The organism is Paracoccus sp. P2 (assembly GCF_046335115.1).
Classification (GTDB): domain Bacteria; phylum Pseudomonadota; class Alphaproteobacteria; order Rhodobacterales; family Rhodobacteraceae; genus Paracoccus; species Paracoccus pantotrophus.
Map to the genome: position 1 here is coordinate 12,356 of NZ_JBGOSN010000021.1, position 16,021 is coordinate 28,376.

The window sequence follows — 16,021 nt, forward strand, 5'->3', positions numbered from 1 at the left end:
CCCCCGGCCCCGCTCACCCCTTGGGCTCGATGCGGAAGACGGTGCCCCAGGGATCGCGCAATTCCGCCACCCCCAGCGCCTGCAACCGATCCGGATCGGCGGCCAGCACCACCTCGGCCAGCCCGGCCGAGCCGGGGCTGCGCCGCCCGGCGCCGCGGCTGTTCCAGACATTGCCCGCCAAGTGGTGATGATAGCCGCCGGTGGCAAAGAAACTCGCACCGAAGCGATGCGCCATGCGCACCATGCCCAGCCGGTTCATGCAGAAATCCTCGGCCGCGGCCACATCGCCCACCTGAAGATGGACATGGCCCACCACGCTGTCCTCGGGCGCGCCGGTCCAGGCGCCCGCACCCGCCGCCATCAGATCGGGCAGGTCCAGCGCGACGGTATCCATCCGCACCTCGGCGCCGTCATGCCGCCAGGCGCTGCGCGGACGGTCGGCATAGACCTCGATCCCGTTGCCCTCGGGGTCGCGCAGGTAAAGCGCCTCGCTGACCAGGTGGTCCGAGGCCCCGTCGAGCCCGATCCCGCGCCCGGCGACGAAGCGCAGCCAGCGCCCCAGCGCCGCGCGGTCGGGCAGAAGGAAGGCGGTATGGAACAGCCCCGCCTCTTGCGGGCGCGGGCGGGCGGCCCGGTCGCGGCGCAGCTCCAGCAACGGCTTGCCGCCAGCACCCAGCACCGTTTCCTCGCCGCTGCCGGAAATCCGCTCCAGCCCGATGACCGAGCGGTAGAAATCCCCGACCCGGTCCAGGTCGTTGACGATCAGGGCCACCCGGCCGATCTGGATGGGGGCGTCGCTCGTGGCCATCATGCTCTCCTTGATATCCTGTTGCAGCCACGATAGGCGCGGGGCGCATGGCTGGAAATGGCGCCAATCGGGGAAGACTGACGCCATGACAGCGACAATATGCGCGGATTGCCTTTGCCCGCGCCCCGGCGCATGATGCGGAGCCTTTTCGTCAGCCGGAACCCGATGAAGCCCCGCGCCCCCAAGACACGCCCCGCCAAGACCCCACCGGCCCCGACCCGGTCGCAGCCCGAACCCGCGCGGCTGGCCGCCGATCCGGCGCGGATGGAGATCTTCCTGGTCGCCACCCCCGGACTGGAAGAGCCGCTGGCAGCGGAGGCCCGCCTGCTCGGCTGGGACGCCCAGGTCCAGCCCGGCGGCGTCACGTTCACCGGCGGCTGGGCGGATGTCTGGCGGGCGAACCTGGAAATCCGCGGCGCGACCCGCGTCCTCGCGCGCATCGGCGCCTTTCGCGCCATGCATCCGGCGCAGCTCGACAAGCGCGCGCGCCGCTTTCCCTGGGCCGACTGGCTGCGCCCGGACGTGCCGATCCGCATCGAGGCCAGCAGCCGCAAGTCCCGCATCTATCACGCCGGCGCCATCACCCAGCGCATCGAGGCCGCGATCCGCGACAGCCTGGGCGCCCCCGTGGCCGAGGACGCGCCGGTCACGCTGAAGATCCGCATCGAGGACGACCTTTGCACCATCAGCCTGGACACATCGGGCGAATCGCTGCACCGGCGCGGCCACAAGCAGGCGGTGGGCAAGGCGCCGATGCGCGAGACCATGGCGGCGATGTTCCTGCGCCAATGCGGCTTCGACGGGGCCGAGCCGGTACTGGACCCGATGTGCGGCTCGGGCACCTTCGTCATCGAGGCGGCCGAGATGGCGGCCGGCCTCGCCCCCGGCCGGATGCGGCCTTTCGCCTTTGAACACCTGCCGGGCCATGACGCACAGGCTTGGCAGGCGATGCGCGGCGCCCCTGCCCCGCACGCGCCGGCCGAGCCCCGCTACCACGGCAGCGACCGCGACCCCGGCGCGATCCGCATGAGCCGCGAGAACGCCGCCCGCGCCGGGCTGGACCGCTGGACCAGCTTCGAAAACCGCGCCATCGGCGATCTCCTCCGCCCCGAAGGCCCGCCGGGGCTGGTCATGGTCAACCCGCCCTATGGCGCGCGCATCGGCAACAAGGGCCCGCTTTTCGGCCTGCACGCGACGCTGGGCGAGGTGCTGCGCGAACGCTTCCGCGGCTGGCGCGTCGGCCTGGTCACCAGCGAGGCGCCGCTGGCCCGCGCGACCGGCCTGCCGTTTCGCGAACCCGGCCCCTATGTCGCCCATGGCGGGCTGAAGATCCGGCTGTGGCAGACCGGGCCGCTGTAAGGGGAACCCCGGCCGCCGGTGCGCATTGATACGGTTGGTCGCAGGGACAGGCTCCCGGCGGATGATATGCTATCCCGAAACCGCGCAGGAGAATCGCATGGATATTCGTTTCGACAACCAGATCGCCCTTGTCACCGGCGCCGGTTCGGGGCTGGGCGAGGCGATCGCGCTGGAGCTTGCCGCCTCGGGCGCCACGGTGGTGGCTGCCGACCTGCATGAGGAAACCGCCCGCGCCACCGCCGAGCGGATCGTCGCGGCCGGCGGCCGGGCCGAGGCCGTGGCGGGCGACGTCTCTGACCCCGATGCGGTGCGCAAGGCCGTCGAGGTCGCCAAGGGGCTGGGCGGGCTGCACCTGCTGGTGAACAATGCCGGCATCGGCGGCCCCAGCGCGCCGGTCGGGGAATACCCGCTGGACGGCTGGCAAAAGGTGATCGACATCAACCTGAACGCGGTCTTCTACGGCATGCGCTACGGCATCCCGGCCATGCTGGAATCGGGCGGCGGGGCAATCGTGAACATGGCCTCGATCCTCGGCTCGGTCGGGTTCAACGGCGCCGGGGCCTATGTCTCGGCCAAGCATGCCGTGGTGGGCATGACCAAGAACGCGGCGCTGGAATATGCGGCGCAGGGCATCCGGGTGAACGCGGTCGGCCCGGCCTTCATCGACACGCCGCTGCTCGACCAGCTCGACCCCGAGGTCAAGCAGGCGCTGGTCGCCCGCCATCCCATCGGCCGGCTGGGCCGGGCGGAGGAGGTGGCGGGGCTCGTCGCCTTCCTGCTGTCCGACCGTGCCAGCTTCATCACCGGCAGCTATCACCTGGTGGACGGCGGCTATACGGCGCTCTGACGCCTAGTCTTTGCCATGCCGGCTGGCGGGCTTGCGCGCCGGCCAGCGCGGCAGGGCAGGGATCTCCAGCACATCGCCCGGCAAGACGGCCGCGGCAAGCCAGGCCAGGTCGCGCCGCGCCATGGCGATGCAGCCCGCGGTCGGAAAGCCCGGCCGGCGCCATTGGTGCAGGAAAATGGCGGACCCCGCGCCGGGCCGGGCCTGTGGGTAGTTCCAATCCGTCACCAGCACGATATCGTAAAGCGGATCGGCGCGCCGCATCGCCTCGTGGCTGGCGGCGAAGGGCGCGCGGACCGGCTGGTTATAGGCCGGATGGCCCGAGGCGTCGCACCACAAATCGCCCGGCAGGATCGGCCGCGCCCAGGCCGCCGGCCGCGGCACCCGGTCGGGACGATAGAGCAGCCCGACCAGGCGGTGCCGGCCGACGGGCGTCGCCCCGTCGCCTTCGCGCTTGTCGTTGCGGATGCCGCCGCGCCCGACCGCGCAGGGAATGAGCCGCGATCCCGCCCGCAGCCCCATGGGGGTCAAGAGCAACCTCACAGCAGATGGCCCGATTTTGCGGCCTTCACGTCCAGATAACCGGTATTGTGGCGGTTGCGGGGCGTGACCAGCGGCACGCGCTCGGCCACGCGGATGCCGTGGCCCTCCAGCATCGCGACCTTCTTGGGGTTGTTGGTCATCAGCCGCACCGCCTCGAAGCCCATCTTCTTCAGGATGCCGGCGCCGATGCGGAAATCGCGCTCGTCGTCCTCGAAGCCCAGCCGGTGGTTGGCCTCGACCGTGTCGAAGCCCTGGTTCTGCAGCGCATAGGCGCGCATCTTGTTGGCCAGGCCGATGCCGCGTCCCTCCTGGTTCAGATAGAGCAGCACGCCCTCGCCCGCCTGGCCCATGGCGGCCAGCGCGGCATGCAGCTGCGGGCCGCAATCGCATTTCAGGCTGCCCAGCACATCGCCGGTGAAACAGGCCGAATGCAGCCGCGCCAGCACCGGCGCCGCGCGCGAGGGGGCGCCGATCTCGACCGCGTAATGCTCGGCCTCGCCATTGTCGGGGCGAAAGATGTGCAGCTTGGAATTCTCGGCCGCCAGCAGCGGCAGGCGCGCGGCGGCGACGGGGGCCATCGCGGCCTCGGTCGCCATCTGCGCCAGCGCCGGGCCGGGCGAAAGCTGCGTCAGCCCCTCGGCCGGCCCGGCCAGCGGCACCACCAGAACGGCGGGCAGAAGCTGCGCCGATTTCGCCAGGGCGATCCCGGCGCGATGCGGATCGACATCGCCGCCGCGCGGGCTGCGGAAGGGGCCCTTCATCGGCGTCATCAGGTCGCCCGCCGGATCGGCCACCGCGCGCAACCAGGCCAGGTCCGCATCGCCCGGCACCGCGATCCGCGCCAGGTCGCGGTCATAGACCCGGACCTTCAGCGTCTCGGCCCGCGGCTCGGTGATCGCCAGCACGGCGGGGCCGAGGGCGCGCATCGTCTCCAGCCGGTCGGCCCGCAGCGTCTCGACCGCCGCGACCAACTGGCCGCCGATGACCACGGGCAGGCCGATGCGCAGGTCGGCGCGGGCGCGCGACAGGGTCTCTGTCAGGGTCGGGATCAGGGTCATCGGGCCAGCATGGTTGAAACAATCTGAAACATAGGGCGGATTTCCGACAACTCCATGTGAGAATTGCTGCAAACCGCTGGACGCCTGCCGCGCCGCGCCACAGTTTTCCGCCATAACGCCAAAGGAGGCAAGAATGGCCGGACTGAAAAAGATCCTGCTGGTCGATGACGAGGAAGACCTGCGCGAGGCCCTGGCCGAGCAATTGGTCGCCACCGAGGATTTCGAGGTGTTCGAGGCCGGCTCGGGCCACGAGGCGGTCGAAAGGACCAAGGGCGCCATCTTCGACCTGGTCGTGCTGGACGTGGGCCTGCCCGATACCGACGGGCGCGAGCTGTGCAAGCGGCTGCGCAAGCAGGGGGTGAAATGCCCCATCGTCATGCTGACCGGCCACGATACCGATGCCGATACCATCCTGGGCCTGGATTCCGGGGCGAACGACTATATCACCAAGCCGTTCAAGTTCCCGGTGCTGCTGGCGCGGTTGCGCGCCCAGCTGCGCACCCACGAACAGTCCGAGGACGCGATCTTCCAGCTTGGCCCCTATACGTTCAAGCCGGCGATGAAGATGCTGATCGACCAGAAGGACCGTAAGATCCGCCTGACGGAAAAGGAAACCAACATCCTGAAATTCCTCTACCGCGCCCAGGACGGGGTGGTGCCGCGCGACGTGCTGCTGCACGAGGTCTGGGGCTACAATGCCGGCGTGACCACGCATACGCTGGAGACGCATATCTACCGCCTGCGCCAGAAGATCGAGCCCGACCCCTCGAACGCGCGGCTGCTGGTCACGGAATCGGGCGGCTATCGCCTGGTGGCTTGATAAATGTTCAGCGGCGGAACCCGCGCGCGGCTTGCGGGTTTGGCCTGCGAAGCCCGGTGGTCGGAGGATGCGGCCACATGACGACCCGGCCCCGGCCCAGCCCGGCGGCCGGGTTTCCTTTTTCGCCGCCCGCGGGGGCGCTTCGCCCCCCGCACCCCCCGAGGATATTTCCCCAAGGAAGAAGACCGGGCACGGGGGCCGCGGTTCTCCGGTTCTTTCTTGGAGAAATATCCTCGGGGGTCCGGGGGCAGACAGCCCCCGGACCGGCAGCGATGGACAAGCCGCGCCCGGCCCCCTAGGGTCGCGCACGAAGAAGGAGCCTGCCCCCGTGTTCACCATCGCCACCTGGAACATCAACTCGGTCCGCCTGCGCGAGACGTTGGTCGCCCGCTTCCTGACCGAGGAAGCGCCGGACATCCTTTGCCTGCAAGAGACGAAAAGCCCGGTCGAGAACATCCCGCTGGAGGCATTCCGGGCGCTTGGCTACAAGCATTTCGTCGCGCGTGGGCAAAAGGGCTACAACGGCGTCGCCATCCTGTCGAAACTGCCGCTCGAAGATGCGGGCGACCGCGACTATGCCGGGCTGGGTCATGCCCGCCACGTCGCCGCGCGGCTGGAAAACGGCGTGACCATCCACAATTTCTATGTCCCGGCCGGCGGCGACATTCCCGACCGCGAGCAGAACGTCAAGTTCGGCCAGAAGCTGGATTTCCTGGCCGAGATGCGCGACGTCTTCCATGCCGAGCGGCCGGCACGCTCGATCATGGTGGGCGACCTGAACATCGCCCCGCGCGAGGACGACGTCTGGTCGCACAAGCAATTGCTGAAGATCGTCAGCCACACGCCGATCGAGGTCGAGCACCTGGGCGCCGCCCAGGATGCCGGCAAATGGGTGGACATCACCCGCAAGGACATCCCGCAGGGCCTGCTTTACAGCTGGTGGAGCTATCGGGCGCGGGACTGGGACGCCGCCGACAAGGGCCGGCGGCTGGACCATATCTGGGCCACGCCCGACATTGCCAATGCCGGGCATGACAGCCGCATCCTGCGACCCTTGCGCGGCTGGCAGCAGCCCAGCGACCACGTGCCGGTGCTGGCCAGCTTCGATCTCTGATCCTCCGCTGCGGCGCATGGCCGCAGGGATGCGCGGGGGCCGGCCAATCTTGCATCGGGCCGGTGGCTGCGCCATCTAGGAGGCGACCCTTTCGCATGAGGATACCCGATGCTCGAGCTTGGCTCCGCCCCCAAAGATGCCGCCCCTGCCGATTTCATCAAGGACGTGTCCGAGGCGACCTTCATGGCCGAGGTGGTCGATGCCTCGATGCAGGTGCCGGTCATCGTCGATTTCTGGGCGCCCTGGTGCGGCCCCTGCAAGACGCTGGGCCCGCAACTGGAGGCCGAGGTCGCCCGCCACAAGGGCCGCGTCCGCATGGCCAAGGTCAATGTGGACGAGAACCAGATGATCGCCGGCCAGATGCGCGTGCAGTCGATCCCGACCGTCTATGCCTTCTTCCAGGGCCAGCCGGTCGACGGTTTCCAGGGCGCGATCCCGCAAAGCCAGATCAAGCAGTTCGTCGAGAAGCTGGCCACCATGGGCGGCGATGACGGCGGGCTGGCCGCGGCGCTGGATGCCGCCGAGGCGATGATTGCCGAGGGCGCGGCCGAGGATGCGGCCGAGACCTTCGCGGCCATCCTGGGCGAGGAGCCCGAGAACCCCGCCGCCTGGGGCGGGCTGATCCGCGCCCATCTGGCCGCGGGCCATGCCGACCGGGCCGAGGAGGCGCTGGCGCAGGTGCCCGCCGCCATCGCCAATGCCGCGCCCATCGAGGCGGCCCGCGCGCAATTGCAGCTGGCGCGGCAGGCCGCCAGCGCCGGTCCCCTGGACGAGCTGCGCCAGAAGGTCGAGGCCGATCCCGCCGACCAGCAGGCGCGCTTCGACTATGCCGCCGCGCTGCATGCAGCGGGCGAGGTCGAGGAGGCGATCGAGCAGCTTCTGGAGGCCTTCCGCCGCGACCGCGACTGGAACGAGGGCGCAGCCAAGGCGCAGCTTCTGACCATCTTCGATGCCATGAAGCCCACCGATCCGCTGGCACAGAAGGGACGCCGCCGCCTGTCCTCGCTGATCTTCGCCTGACATGTCGCGCGGCATCGACCTGCCCGAGACCCTCCCGCTGTTCCCGCTGCCGGGCGCGGTGCTGATGCCCCGCACCCGCCTGCCCCTGCAGATCTTCGAGCCGCGCTATCTGCAGATGGTCGAGGACGTGCTGAAGACCCCCTCGCGGCTGATCGGCATGATCCAGCCGGCCGAAGGCGGGCTCGATTCGCTGGCCTCGGTCGGCTGCGCGGGCCGGATCGTGGCCTTTTCCGAGCTGGACGACGGGCGGCTGATGATCTCGCTCCGGGCGCGTTCGCGCTTCCGGCTGAACGAGGTGCGGCCCGGCTTCACGCCCTATCTGCGCGGCCAGGTGGACTGGTCGGGCTATGAGGGCGACCTGGCCGCCCAGCCCGAGGAAGACCCGCGCTTCGACCGCAAGGGCTTCATGGCGCGGTTGGGCCGCTACATGGAGCAGCGCGGCCTGTCCACCGACTGGGATGCGGCCGAGGCATCGGAGGCGGAGACGCTGGTCAATTCGCTGTCGATGCTGCTGCCCTTTGCCCCCGAGGAAAAGCAGGCCCTGCTGGAGGCGCCGGCGCTTGCCGACCGCCGCGAACTGCTGGAGGGGCTGCTGGAATACGCCCTGCACGGCGGCGACAACGAGGAGACGATCCAGTGACCGAAGACACCGCCGAACGCGGCTACGACCGCCACATGCTCGAGGCGCTGGTCTGCCCGGTGACGCATGCGACGCTGCGTTACGACGCGCAGGCGCAGGAGCTGGTCTCGGAAGCGGCCGGGCTGGCCTTTCCGATCCGGGGCGGCATTCCGATCATGCTGCTGAACGAGGCGCGCCAGATCCGCGCCTGAGGAAAAGCCCGCGCAGCCGGCGGGCTGCATGGCCCCTGGGCCCCGCAACCGTGGGCCGGGCCTCCGCCCCCCCTCCCTCGCGCCCGGCGAAGGCCGCGTGGCCTTGCGGGACCAAGGCCCGGCGGGAAACCGGGGGAACCGACCCCGCGCACCCTTGCCCATCCGCGGCGTCGGTCGCCGCCCGGCCAAGGCCCGGCCGGAAGCCTGCGCAGCCGGCCTCTTGCCCATCGGCGCGGCCGGCCCTGGCCGCATCGCGCGGGACCGGCCTTGCCCTTGCCGCGAATCGGACGCATGGCTGGCGGGACGAAAGGAATCGCGCATGAGCGAATGGACCAAGGGTTTCTGGGCGATGATCGCGGTCTGCGTGACCTGGGGCCTGTCGCCGATCTATTATCGCGCGCTGGCCGGCGTGCCGACCGTCGAGGTGCTGGCGCATCGCACCATCTGGTCGCTGGCGCTGTTCCTGGTCATCCTGGGCGTCCAGGGCCGGCTGAGCCAGCTGCGCGCCGCCCTGGGCGGGCGGCAGCTGGGGCGGATCGCCTTCGCGGCGCTGACCGTCTCGACCAACTGGGGCATGTTCATCTGGGCGGTGCAGGCCGGCCATGTGGTGCAAAGCTCGCTGGGCTATTACATCTTTCCCCTGGCCGCTGTGGTGATGGGCGTGCTGGTCTTCGGCGAAAGCCTGACCCGCCTGCAGGCGCTGGCCGTCCTGCTGGCGGCGCTGGCGGTGGCGCTGCTGACCTGGGGCCTGGGCGTCGCCCCCTGGATCAGCCTGGGACTGGCCCTGACCTTCGTCCTTTACGGCGCGGTCAAGAAGGCGCTGCCGCTGGGCCCGGTGCTTTCCGTCGCGGCCGAGGTGGCGCTGCTGGCGCCGCTGGCGCTTGGCTGGCTCATTGCCCAGGCGCTTGGGGTGATGCCGGCGTCGCTGGCCCAGCCGCTGGGCTTCGGCGCGAATCTACCCGACACGCTGCTGCTGATCGCCTCGGGCGCGGTGACGGCGGTGCCGCTGATCCTGTTCAGCTATGCGGCGCGGCGGGTCGGCATGGCCACGCTGGGATTGATGTTCTACCTGAACCCGACGCTGCAATTCCTCTGCGCCGTGCTGCTGTTCGGCGAATCCTTCACCGGCTGGCACATGATCGCCTTTGCGATGATCTGGGCGGCGCTGGCGATCTATTCCGTCTCGGCCCTGCGCCAGTCCCGCCACGCCCCGCCATTGGCAAACGGGTGAAACCGCGTATAGAACAGCGCGAAAGAACATCCGGGGGCGACATGGCCAATCAGAACGACAGCTTCATCGACGAGGTCACCGAGGATCTGCGCCGCGACCGGCTGTTCGGCCTGTTCCGCCGCTACGGTTGGATCGCGCTCCTGGTGATCCTGGGCATCGTCGGCGGCGCCGCCTGGCGGGAATATGCCAGCAGCCAGGCGGAAAGCCGGGCCCGGGCCTGGGGCGATGCCGTCCTGGCCGCCCGCCAGGGCCAGGATCCCATCACCGCGCTTTCCGCCGTCGATCCCGCCGGCTCGGCCGGCCGCAAGCTGCTGGCCGAGATGCTGGCCGCCGGCGCCGAGGCCGAGGCCGGCCTGCCGCAAAAGGCCGCCGAGCGGCTGAAGGCCGCCGCGGCGGGCCTGCGCAACGACGCCGTGCTGCGCGACCTGGCGCTGCTCAAGGCGGTGATGGTGGCGGGCGCGGCCATGGATGCGGCAGAACGCGACCAGTTGCTGGCCGATCTCTCCAAGCCCGGCGCGCCCTTCGAACTGCTGGCGCTGGAGCAAAAGGCGGTGGCGCTGATCGGCGCCGGCCGCACCGAGGACGCGGTGATGCTGATCGGCCAGATCCAGCAAAAGGACGGGCTGTCCGAACCCTTGCGCCGCCGCCTGTCCGAGATGATGATCACCCTGGGGGTCGAGCCCGACCACAGCGAAGGGCCCCTGCCCCAGGCCATGCCGGCGCCCGCCGCGAACTGATGGCCGGTCCCGCCGGCAAACCGAACCAACGCGCCCGCGGCCGACCCCAGATGTCACCCCCGGCCCGGATAGAGGAGAAAGCGATGACGAGGCTGTCCCTGATCGCCGCTCTGGCTGGCCTGACCGCCCTTTCGGCTTGCGCCGAGCGCGACACCATCCTGCCCGGCGAACGCCTGGACCCGCGCGCCGTGCTGTCCCCCGACAGCCCCGTGGCCGAGGGCGCGCAGGCGCCGACCACCGCCGCGCTGTCTCTGCCGGCGGTGCGCGCCAATGCCGACTGGCCGCAGCGCGCCGGCAACGCCGCCCATGCGCCGGGCAATGCGGCGCTTGGCGCCGGCACGCAGCGGATCTGGGCCGTACCCATCGGCGCGGCCTCGGACAAGCGCCACCGCATCACCGCCGACCCGGTGGTCGCGGGCGGGCTGGTCTTTGCCCTGGACAGCCAGTCCACCGTCACCGCCACCACCACCGGCGGCGGCCGGGTCTGGAGCGTGGACCTGCGCCCGGCCGGCGAAAGCGGCCGCAGCGTCTCGGGCGGCGGGCTGGCCTTCGAGGGCAACCGCGTCTTCGCCTCGACCGGCTATGGCGAGCTGGTGGCGCTGGATGCCCGCACCGGCGGCGTCGCCTGGCGGCAGAAGGTCGGCTCGACCATCGGCGGCGCGCCCACGGTCGCGAATGGCGTGGTCTATGTGGTGGACCGCGAACAGACCGGCTGGGCGGTGCGCGCCAATGACGGCAAGGTGCTGTGGCGCAGCTTCGGCAACAAGGACATGGCCGGGGTGATGGGCGCCCCCTCGCCCGCGGTCTCGGGCGGCACGGTGGTCTTTCCGTCGAACACCGGCGCGCTGGCGGGCGTCGATGCCGGCGACGGCAGCCAGCTTTGGGTCGCCAATGTCGGCGGCACCCGGCTGGGCCGCGCGGTCAGCTATTTCCGCGACATGACCGGCGACCCGGTCATCCTGGGCAATACGCTTTATGCCGGCACCAGCGCCGGCGGCGTCGGCGCCTATGACATGACCACCGGCACGATGAAATGGCACGCGCGCGAGGGCGCGGCCAGCCCGGTGCTGGCCGCCGGCAACTCGGTCTTCCTGGTCAACGACCAGGCGCAGCTGATCCGGCTGGACGCGGCCAATGGCGGCCGGGTCTGGGCGCAGAAACTGCCCTATTTCACCGAACAGGTCATCCGCAAGCAGGACCGGGTCTGGAACCATTACGGCCCGGTGCTGGCGGGATCCAAGCTTTACCTCGCCTCGTCGGACGGCTATCTGCGCGTCTTCGATCCCGCCTCGGGCGCGCTGATCGGCACCGCCCAGATCCCCGGCGGCGCCGCGGCAGGCCCGGCCGTCGCGGGCCAGACCCTTTACGTCGTCACCCATGACGGCCAGTTGATCGCATACAGATGAGCTTTACCCTCGCCATTGTCGGGCGCCCCAATGTCGGCAAGTCCACGCTGTTCAACCGCCTTGTCGGCAAGCGCCTGGCCCTGGTCGATGACCAGCCCGGCGTGACCCGCGACCTGCGCGAGGGCGCGGGGCGGCTGGGCGACCTGCGCTTCATCGTTGTCGATTCGGCCGGGCTGGAGATTGCCGAGGACGACAGCCTGCAAGGCCGCATGCGCCGCCTGACCGAGCGCGCGGTGGACGAGGCCGATGTCTGCCTGTTCGTGATCGACGCCCGCGTGGGCGTGACGGCGGCCGACGAATATTTCGCCGACATCCTGCGCAAGCGGGCGAAACACGTGATCCTGGCCGCCAACAAGGCCGAGGGCCGCGCCGGCGAGGCGGGCGCGATGGAAGCCTATGCGCTTGGCCTGGGCGAGCCCCTGCGCATCTCGGCCGAGCATGGCGAGGGCATGGACGACCTCTATCGGACGCTGGTGCCGCTGGCCGAAGAGTTCGAGGCGCAGAACGTCCAGCAGGCGCCCGAAACCGATGTCGCCGTCGAGGATGGCGAGGAGGACGAAGACTGGCGCCCCTCGGCCGCCCGGCCCTTGCAGGTCGCGGTGATCGGCCGGCCCAATGCCGGGAAATCGACGCTCATCAACAAGATCCTGGGCGAGGATCGGCTGCTGACCGGACCCGAGGCCGGCATCACCCGCGATTCGATCAGCGTCAGCACGAATTTCATGGGCACGCCGGTGCGCATCTTCGACACCGCGGGCATGCGCAAGAAGGCGCGCGTCACCGACAAGGTGGAAAAGCTTTCCGTCGCCGACGGGCTGCGCGCCGTGCGCTTTGCCGAGGTGGTGGTGGTGCTTCTGGACGTGGGCATCCCCTTCGAGCAGCAAGACCTGCGCATCGCCGATTTCGCCGAGACCGAGGGCCGCGCCGTGGTCGTCGCGGCGAACAAATGGGATCTGGAAGAGGACAAGCCCGAGAAGCTCAAGGAATTGCGCGAGGCCTTCGAGCGGCTCCTGCCGCAGCTGAAGGGCGCGCCGCTGGTCACGGTCTCGGCCCGCACCGGCAAGGGGCTGGACCGGCTGCACAACGCCATCCTCAAGGCGCATGAGGTCTGGAACCGCCGCATCCCCACCGCCCGGCTGAACCAATGGCTTTCCGCCATGACCGAGGCGCATCCGCCGCCCGCGCCCGGCGGCCGCCGCATCCGCCTGCGCTATATCACCCAGGTCAAGACCCGGCCGCCGGCCTTCGTGGTCATGGCGACCCATACCGACAAGCTGCCCGACAGCTATGCGCGCTATCTCGTCAACGGGCTGCGGGCCGATTTCGACATGCCCGGCACGCCGATCCGGCTGACCTTCCGCGACCAGGGCACCAAGAACCCCTATAAGGACAAGGCCGGCAAGATCAGCCAGTCCGGCGCGCTCTCCAAGCACAGGCAGCGGCAAAGGCCCAAGGGCAGCTAGGCGGGCGGGACCGGGAACCGCCTAGGTCATCACCCGCACCAGCGCCACGGCGATGATGGCGATGGCAATGACGGTCATGGTGGCGATGGCCGCGGCGCTGGCGACGGTGGCCGCGGCGATGCCGATCAGCCCCCAGATCAGCGCCACGCTGAAGCCGATCCGCCGCCCCAGCCGCAGCTGCACGCTGACGGCGGCGACCGAGCCGATCAGCAGCGCGACCACCGCCGCCACCTCCTGCGGCACGCCCAGCCGGTCGCGCAGCAGCCCGGTGAAGACGGCAAAGCTGACCAGCAGCCCCCAGCCCGCCACGAAGCCCAGCGCCGAGCTGCGCTGCACCAGGCTGCCGATACGGACCCCCCGCAGCGCCGCCGCCAGGAAGCCCGCCAGCATGGCCGCCGACAGCAGGAAGGCGACGACGGGATGGCCGCGCAGCAGCCAGGGCCAGACCGCACCGGCCAGCAGCCCGACGATCAGCGGCGCATGTTCGGCCAGGCTGTCGTCATGGCGGTGCAGCCGCAGCAGGTGGCCGGCGGTCGGCGGGCCCAGGCTTTGCGGCGGCAGCGCGCGCCCCTCCTCGGGCGCCGCCGCCTGCGCCAGGCGCATCCGCCGCAGCTCGAACCAGCGCCGCCCGGCGTGATAGGCCAGCGCCAGCCAGGCCATGCCCAGCAACCCGGCCATCCCCGGCCCCCGAGGCCGCAGGAACAGCGCCGACAGATCGACCGAGGGCGCGGGAAGATCGCCCAGGCCCTGCCAGGGCGACAGGCCGTAGCCCTCAACCGCCAGGGGCGGTGTCGGCGGGCCGGGCTGGACCGCATGCAGCAGCGTGCTGGCAATGAAGACCAGCACCGCCAGGATCAGCAACAGGGCACCCGCGCGAGACATGGGCAGGAAACGCCGCCCGCTCGCAGCGGGTTTCGCGCGATCCGGCTTTTGTCAGCTCACGCCAGCACGCCGTCGGCGCCCAGCCGCGTCTTGCCGCCCAGATAGGGATGCAGCGCCTCGGGCAGGACGACCGAGCCATCGGCCTGCTGGCCGTTCTCCAGCACCGCGATCAGCGTGCGCCCCACCGCCAGGCCCGAGCCGTTCAGCGTATGGACGAACTCGGGCTTTCCGCCGCCGGCCGGGCGATAGCGCGCATTCATCCGCCGGGCCTGGAAATCGCCGCAATAGCTGACCGAGGAGATCTCGCGATACCGGCCCTGCCCGGGCAGCCAGACTTCGAGGTCATGGGTGATGCGGGCGCCGAAGCCCATGTCGCCGCCGCACAGAACGATGGTGCGATAGGGCAGGCCCAGCCGTTCCAGCACCGTCTCGGCGCAGCGGGTCATGCGGGCATGTTCCGCCACCCCCGATTCCGCATCGGTGATCGAGACCATCTCGACCTTCTCGAACTGGTGCTGGCGCAGCATCCCCGCGGTGTCGCGCCCGGCGCTGCCGGCTTCCGAACGGAAGCACTGGCTATGCGCCACCAGGCGCCGCGGCAGGCTGGCGTGATCGACCAGATCGCCGTTCACGGTATTGGTCAGCGTGACCTCGGATGTCGGGATCAGCCACCAGCCCTCGCGGGTCTGATAGCTGTCCTGGCCGAATTTCGGCAATTGCCCGGTGCCCTCCATCATCTCCGAAAGCACGAGGACCGGCGCCCAGGTCTCCTCCAGCCCATGCTCGCCGACATGCAGGTCCAGCATGAACTGCGCCAGCGCGCGGTGGATGCGGGCGACGCCGCCCTTCAGCACCACGAATCGCGAGCCGGCCAGCTTCGCGGCGGTCTCGAAATCCATGCCGGGCCGGACGCCCTCGACCTCGAAATGCTCGCGCGGGGCGAAGTCGAAGGCGCGCGGCTCGCCCCAGCGCCGGATCTCGACATTGTCGCCCTCGTCCTCGCCCGGCGGCACGCTGTCCAGGGGCAGGTTCGGAACGGTCAGCAGCAACTCGCGCAGCTTGGCGTCCAGCGCCGCGGCCTCGGCCTGCAGCCGGGCGGTCTCGTCCTTCTTGGCGGTGACCAGGGCGCGCAGCCGCTGGAACTCGGCCTCGTCGCCGCGGCCCCTGGCGGCGCCGGCCTCCTTGCTGGCCCGGTTCTGCTCGGCCTGCGCGGCCTCGGCGGCAGCGATGCGGGCACGGCGGTCGGCATCCAGCGACAGGATCTCGGACGAAACCGGGGCCATGTTGCGCAAGCCAAGTGCTGCGTCGAAAGCGGCGGGGTTTTCGCGGATGGCGCGGATGTCGTGCATGGCCCATTCCTCTGGCAGGTTACGCGAAACCGGATAACCCAAAGCGGCTGAAGGCGAAAGCCTCAGCCCGCCCTCTCAGCCCGCCTGGGCCAGCATGTCGCGCAAGACCTCGAAAAACCGCTCCCGCCCCGGATAGCCCTCGACGCGCACCTGTTCGACGCCGCCTTGCAGCAGGATGAAGGTGGGCGTCAGCCAGGGCCGCCGCGCCAGCACCAGCCCGTCGGGCCAGGGCCCGTCCCGATCGACCAGCAGCAGCGGCGCCGCCCGCCCCTCGGTATGCCGCCCATAGACCGGGGCGATCTCGCGATCCCATTGCGCGCAATAGACGCAGCCCCGGCGCCGCACCATCAGCAACTGCAACCCGGCGGCCGCCGCCACCGGCCCCGCCGCCATCGCCATCGCCGCCATCCCGGCCAGAATCGCCCGCCGTGTCAGCATTGCCCGCTCCGTTTCCCGCGCCAGACTTACCCCCCGCGCGCTTCCGCCACAACGGCCCGGCGTTTACATGTCTTCCTTGTGGAAATATCCACGGGGGTGGGGGGGGAGTCGGCCCCCG

The 16,021-nt window shown here is 70.4% G+C and carries 17 protein-coding genes; 11 read left to right on the forward strand and 6 right to left on the reverse strand.

The genetic code is table 11. The annotated features are described in order from the left end of the window. Window positions 1-13 precede the first annotated feature (13 nt). Window positions 14-808, reverse strand: a complete 795-nt coding sequence (locus ACDP63_RS14270) for a VOC family protein (protein ID WP_024844239.1) — start codon at window positions 806-808, stop codon at window positions 14-16. Between the two features lie 165 nt (window positions 809-973). Here ACDP63_RS14270 and ACDP63_RS14275 point away from each other — a divergent pair, with 165 nt between their 5' ends. Further along, window positions 974-2,167 (forward strand): class I SAM-dependent RNA methyltransferase, encoded by a 1,194-nt coding sequence (locus ACDP63_RS14275; protein WP_231486702.1) that lies wholly within the window; start codon window positions 974-976, stop codon window positions 2,165-2,167. 97 nt (window positions 2,168-2,264) lie between these two features. Then, on the forward strand, window positions 2,265-3,014 hold the full coding sequence (locus ACDP63_RS14280) for an SDR family NAD(P)-dependent oxidoreductase (protein ID WP_028710306.1): 750 nt from the start codon (window positions 2,265-2,267) through the stop codon (window positions 3,012-3,014). Between the two features lie 3 nt (window positions 3,015-3,017). Here ACDP63_RS14280 and ACDP63_RS14285 read toward each other — a convergent pair whose 3' ends face one another. Both ACDP63_RS14285 and ribA read right to left on the reverse strand, forming a co-directional pair. Further along, complete coding sequence (locus tag ACDP63_RS14285) at window positions 3,018-3,533, reverse strand: L,D-transpeptidase (RefSeq protein WP_177209326.1); 516 nt, start codon at window positions 3,531-3,533, stop codon at window positions 3,018-3,020. 17 nt (window positions 3,534-3,550) lie between these two features. Next, window positions 3,551-4,612 (reverse strand): GTP cyclohydrolase II, encoded by a 1,062-nt coding sequence (gene ribA / locus ACDP63_RS14290; RefSeq protein ID WP_024844243.1) that lies wholly within the window; start codon window positions 4,610-4,612, stop codon window positions 3,551-3,553. A gap of 133 nt (window positions 4,613-4,745) precedes the next feature. Here ribA and ACDP63_RS14295 point away from each other — a divergent pair, with 133 nt between their 5' ends. The 9 genes from ACDP63_RS14295 to der all read left to right on the forward strand — a co-directional run bounded on the left by ACDP63_RS14295 (window position 4,746) and on the right by der (window position 13,234). Continuing rightward, on the forward strand, window positions 4,746-5,432 hold the full coding sequence (locus ACDP63_RS14295) for a response regulator transcription factor (protein ID WP_024844244.1): 687 nt from the start codon (window positions 4,746-4,748) through the stop codon (window positions 5,430-5,432). 328 nt (window positions 5,433-5,760) lie between these two features. Continuing rightward, window positions 5,761-6,546, forward strand: a complete 786-nt coding sequence (locus ACDP63_RS14300) for an exodeoxyribonuclease III (RefSeq protein ID WP_024844245.1) — start codon at window positions 5,761-5,763, stop codon at window positions 6,544-6,546. A 108-nt stretch (window positions 6,547-6,654) separates the two neighbouring features. Continuing rightward, the gene (gene trxA / locus ACDP63_RS14305) at window positions 6,655-7,566 is read left to right on the forward strand and encodes a thioredoxin (protein WP_024844246.1); all 912 of its coding nucleotides are present in this window, start codon (window positions 6,655-6,657) and stop codon (window positions 7,564-7,566) included. A gap of 1 nt (window position 7,567) precedes the next feature. After that, window positions 7,568-8,206 (forward strand): LON peptidase substrate-binding domain-containing protein, encoded by a 639-nt coding sequence (locus ACDP63_RS14310; protein ID WP_024844247.1) that lies wholly within the window; start codon window positions 7,568-7,570, stop codon window positions 8,204-8,206. A gap of 35 nt (window positions 8,207-8,241) precedes the next feature. Then, a complete protein-coding gene (locus tag ACDP63_RS14315) occupies window positions 8,242-8,397 on the forward strand; it encodes a Trm112 family protein (protein ID WP_114669431.1) in 156 nt (51 codons plus the stop codon). Between the two features lie 319 nt (window positions 8,398-8,716). Next, on the forward strand, window positions 8,717-9,628 hold the full coding sequence (gene rarD / locus ACDP63_RS14320; protein WP_024844249.1) for an EamA family transporter RarD: 912 nt from the start codon (window positions 8,717-8,719) through the stop codon (window positions 9,626-9,628). A 41-nt stretch (window positions 9,629-9,669) separates the two neighbouring features. Beyond that, window positions 9,670-10,365: a hypothetical protein gene (locus tag ACDP63_RS14325; protein WP_024844250.1), complete on the forward strand. Its 696-nt coding sequence runs from the start codon at window positions 9,670-9,672 to the stop codon at window positions 10,363-10,365. Between the two features lie 83 nt (window positions 10,366-10,448). Further along, window positions 10,449-11,771: a PQQ-binding-like beta-propeller repeat protein gene (locus ACDP63_RS14330; RefSeq protein ID WP_024844251.1), complete on the forward strand. Its 1,323-nt coding sequence runs from the start codon at window positions 10,449-10,451 to the stop codon at window positions 11,769-11,771. After that, window positions 11,768-13,234, forward strand: coding sequence for a ribosome biogenesis GTPase Der (der, locus tag ACDP63_RS14335; RefSeq protein ID WP_024844252.1), 1,467 nt, complete (start codon window positions 11,768-11,770; stop codon window positions 13,232-13,234). The genes ACDP63_RS14330 and der overlap by 4 nt, the downstream gene beginning before the upstream one ends. 21 nt (window positions 13,235-13,255) lie before the next feature. On the opposite strand, the gene ACDP63_RS14340 is transcribed toward der, so the two are convergent. The 3 genes from ACDP63_RS14340 to ACDP63_RS14350 form a co-directional block, all read right to left on the reverse strand. After that, entirely contained in the window at window positions 13,256-14,116 is an 861-nt protein-coding gene (locus ACDP63_RS14340; RefSeq protein WP_024844253.1) for a hypothetical protein, read from the reverse strand. Between the two features lie 56 nt (window positions 14,117-14,172). Next, window positions 14,173-15,465, reverse strand: a complete 1,293-nt coding sequence (serS, locus tag ACDP63_RS14345) for a serine--tRNA ligase (RefSeq protein WP_024844254.1) — start codon at window positions 15,463-15,465, stop codon at window positions 14,173-14,175. Between the two features lie 75 nt (window positions 15,466-15,540). Next, window positions 15,541-15,903, reverse strand: a complete 363-nt coding sequence (locus tag ACDP63_RS14350) for a SoxS protein (protein WP_024844255.1) — start codon at window positions 15,901-15,903, stop codon at window positions 15,541-15,543. Window positions 15,904-16,021: the final 118 nt, after the last annotated feature.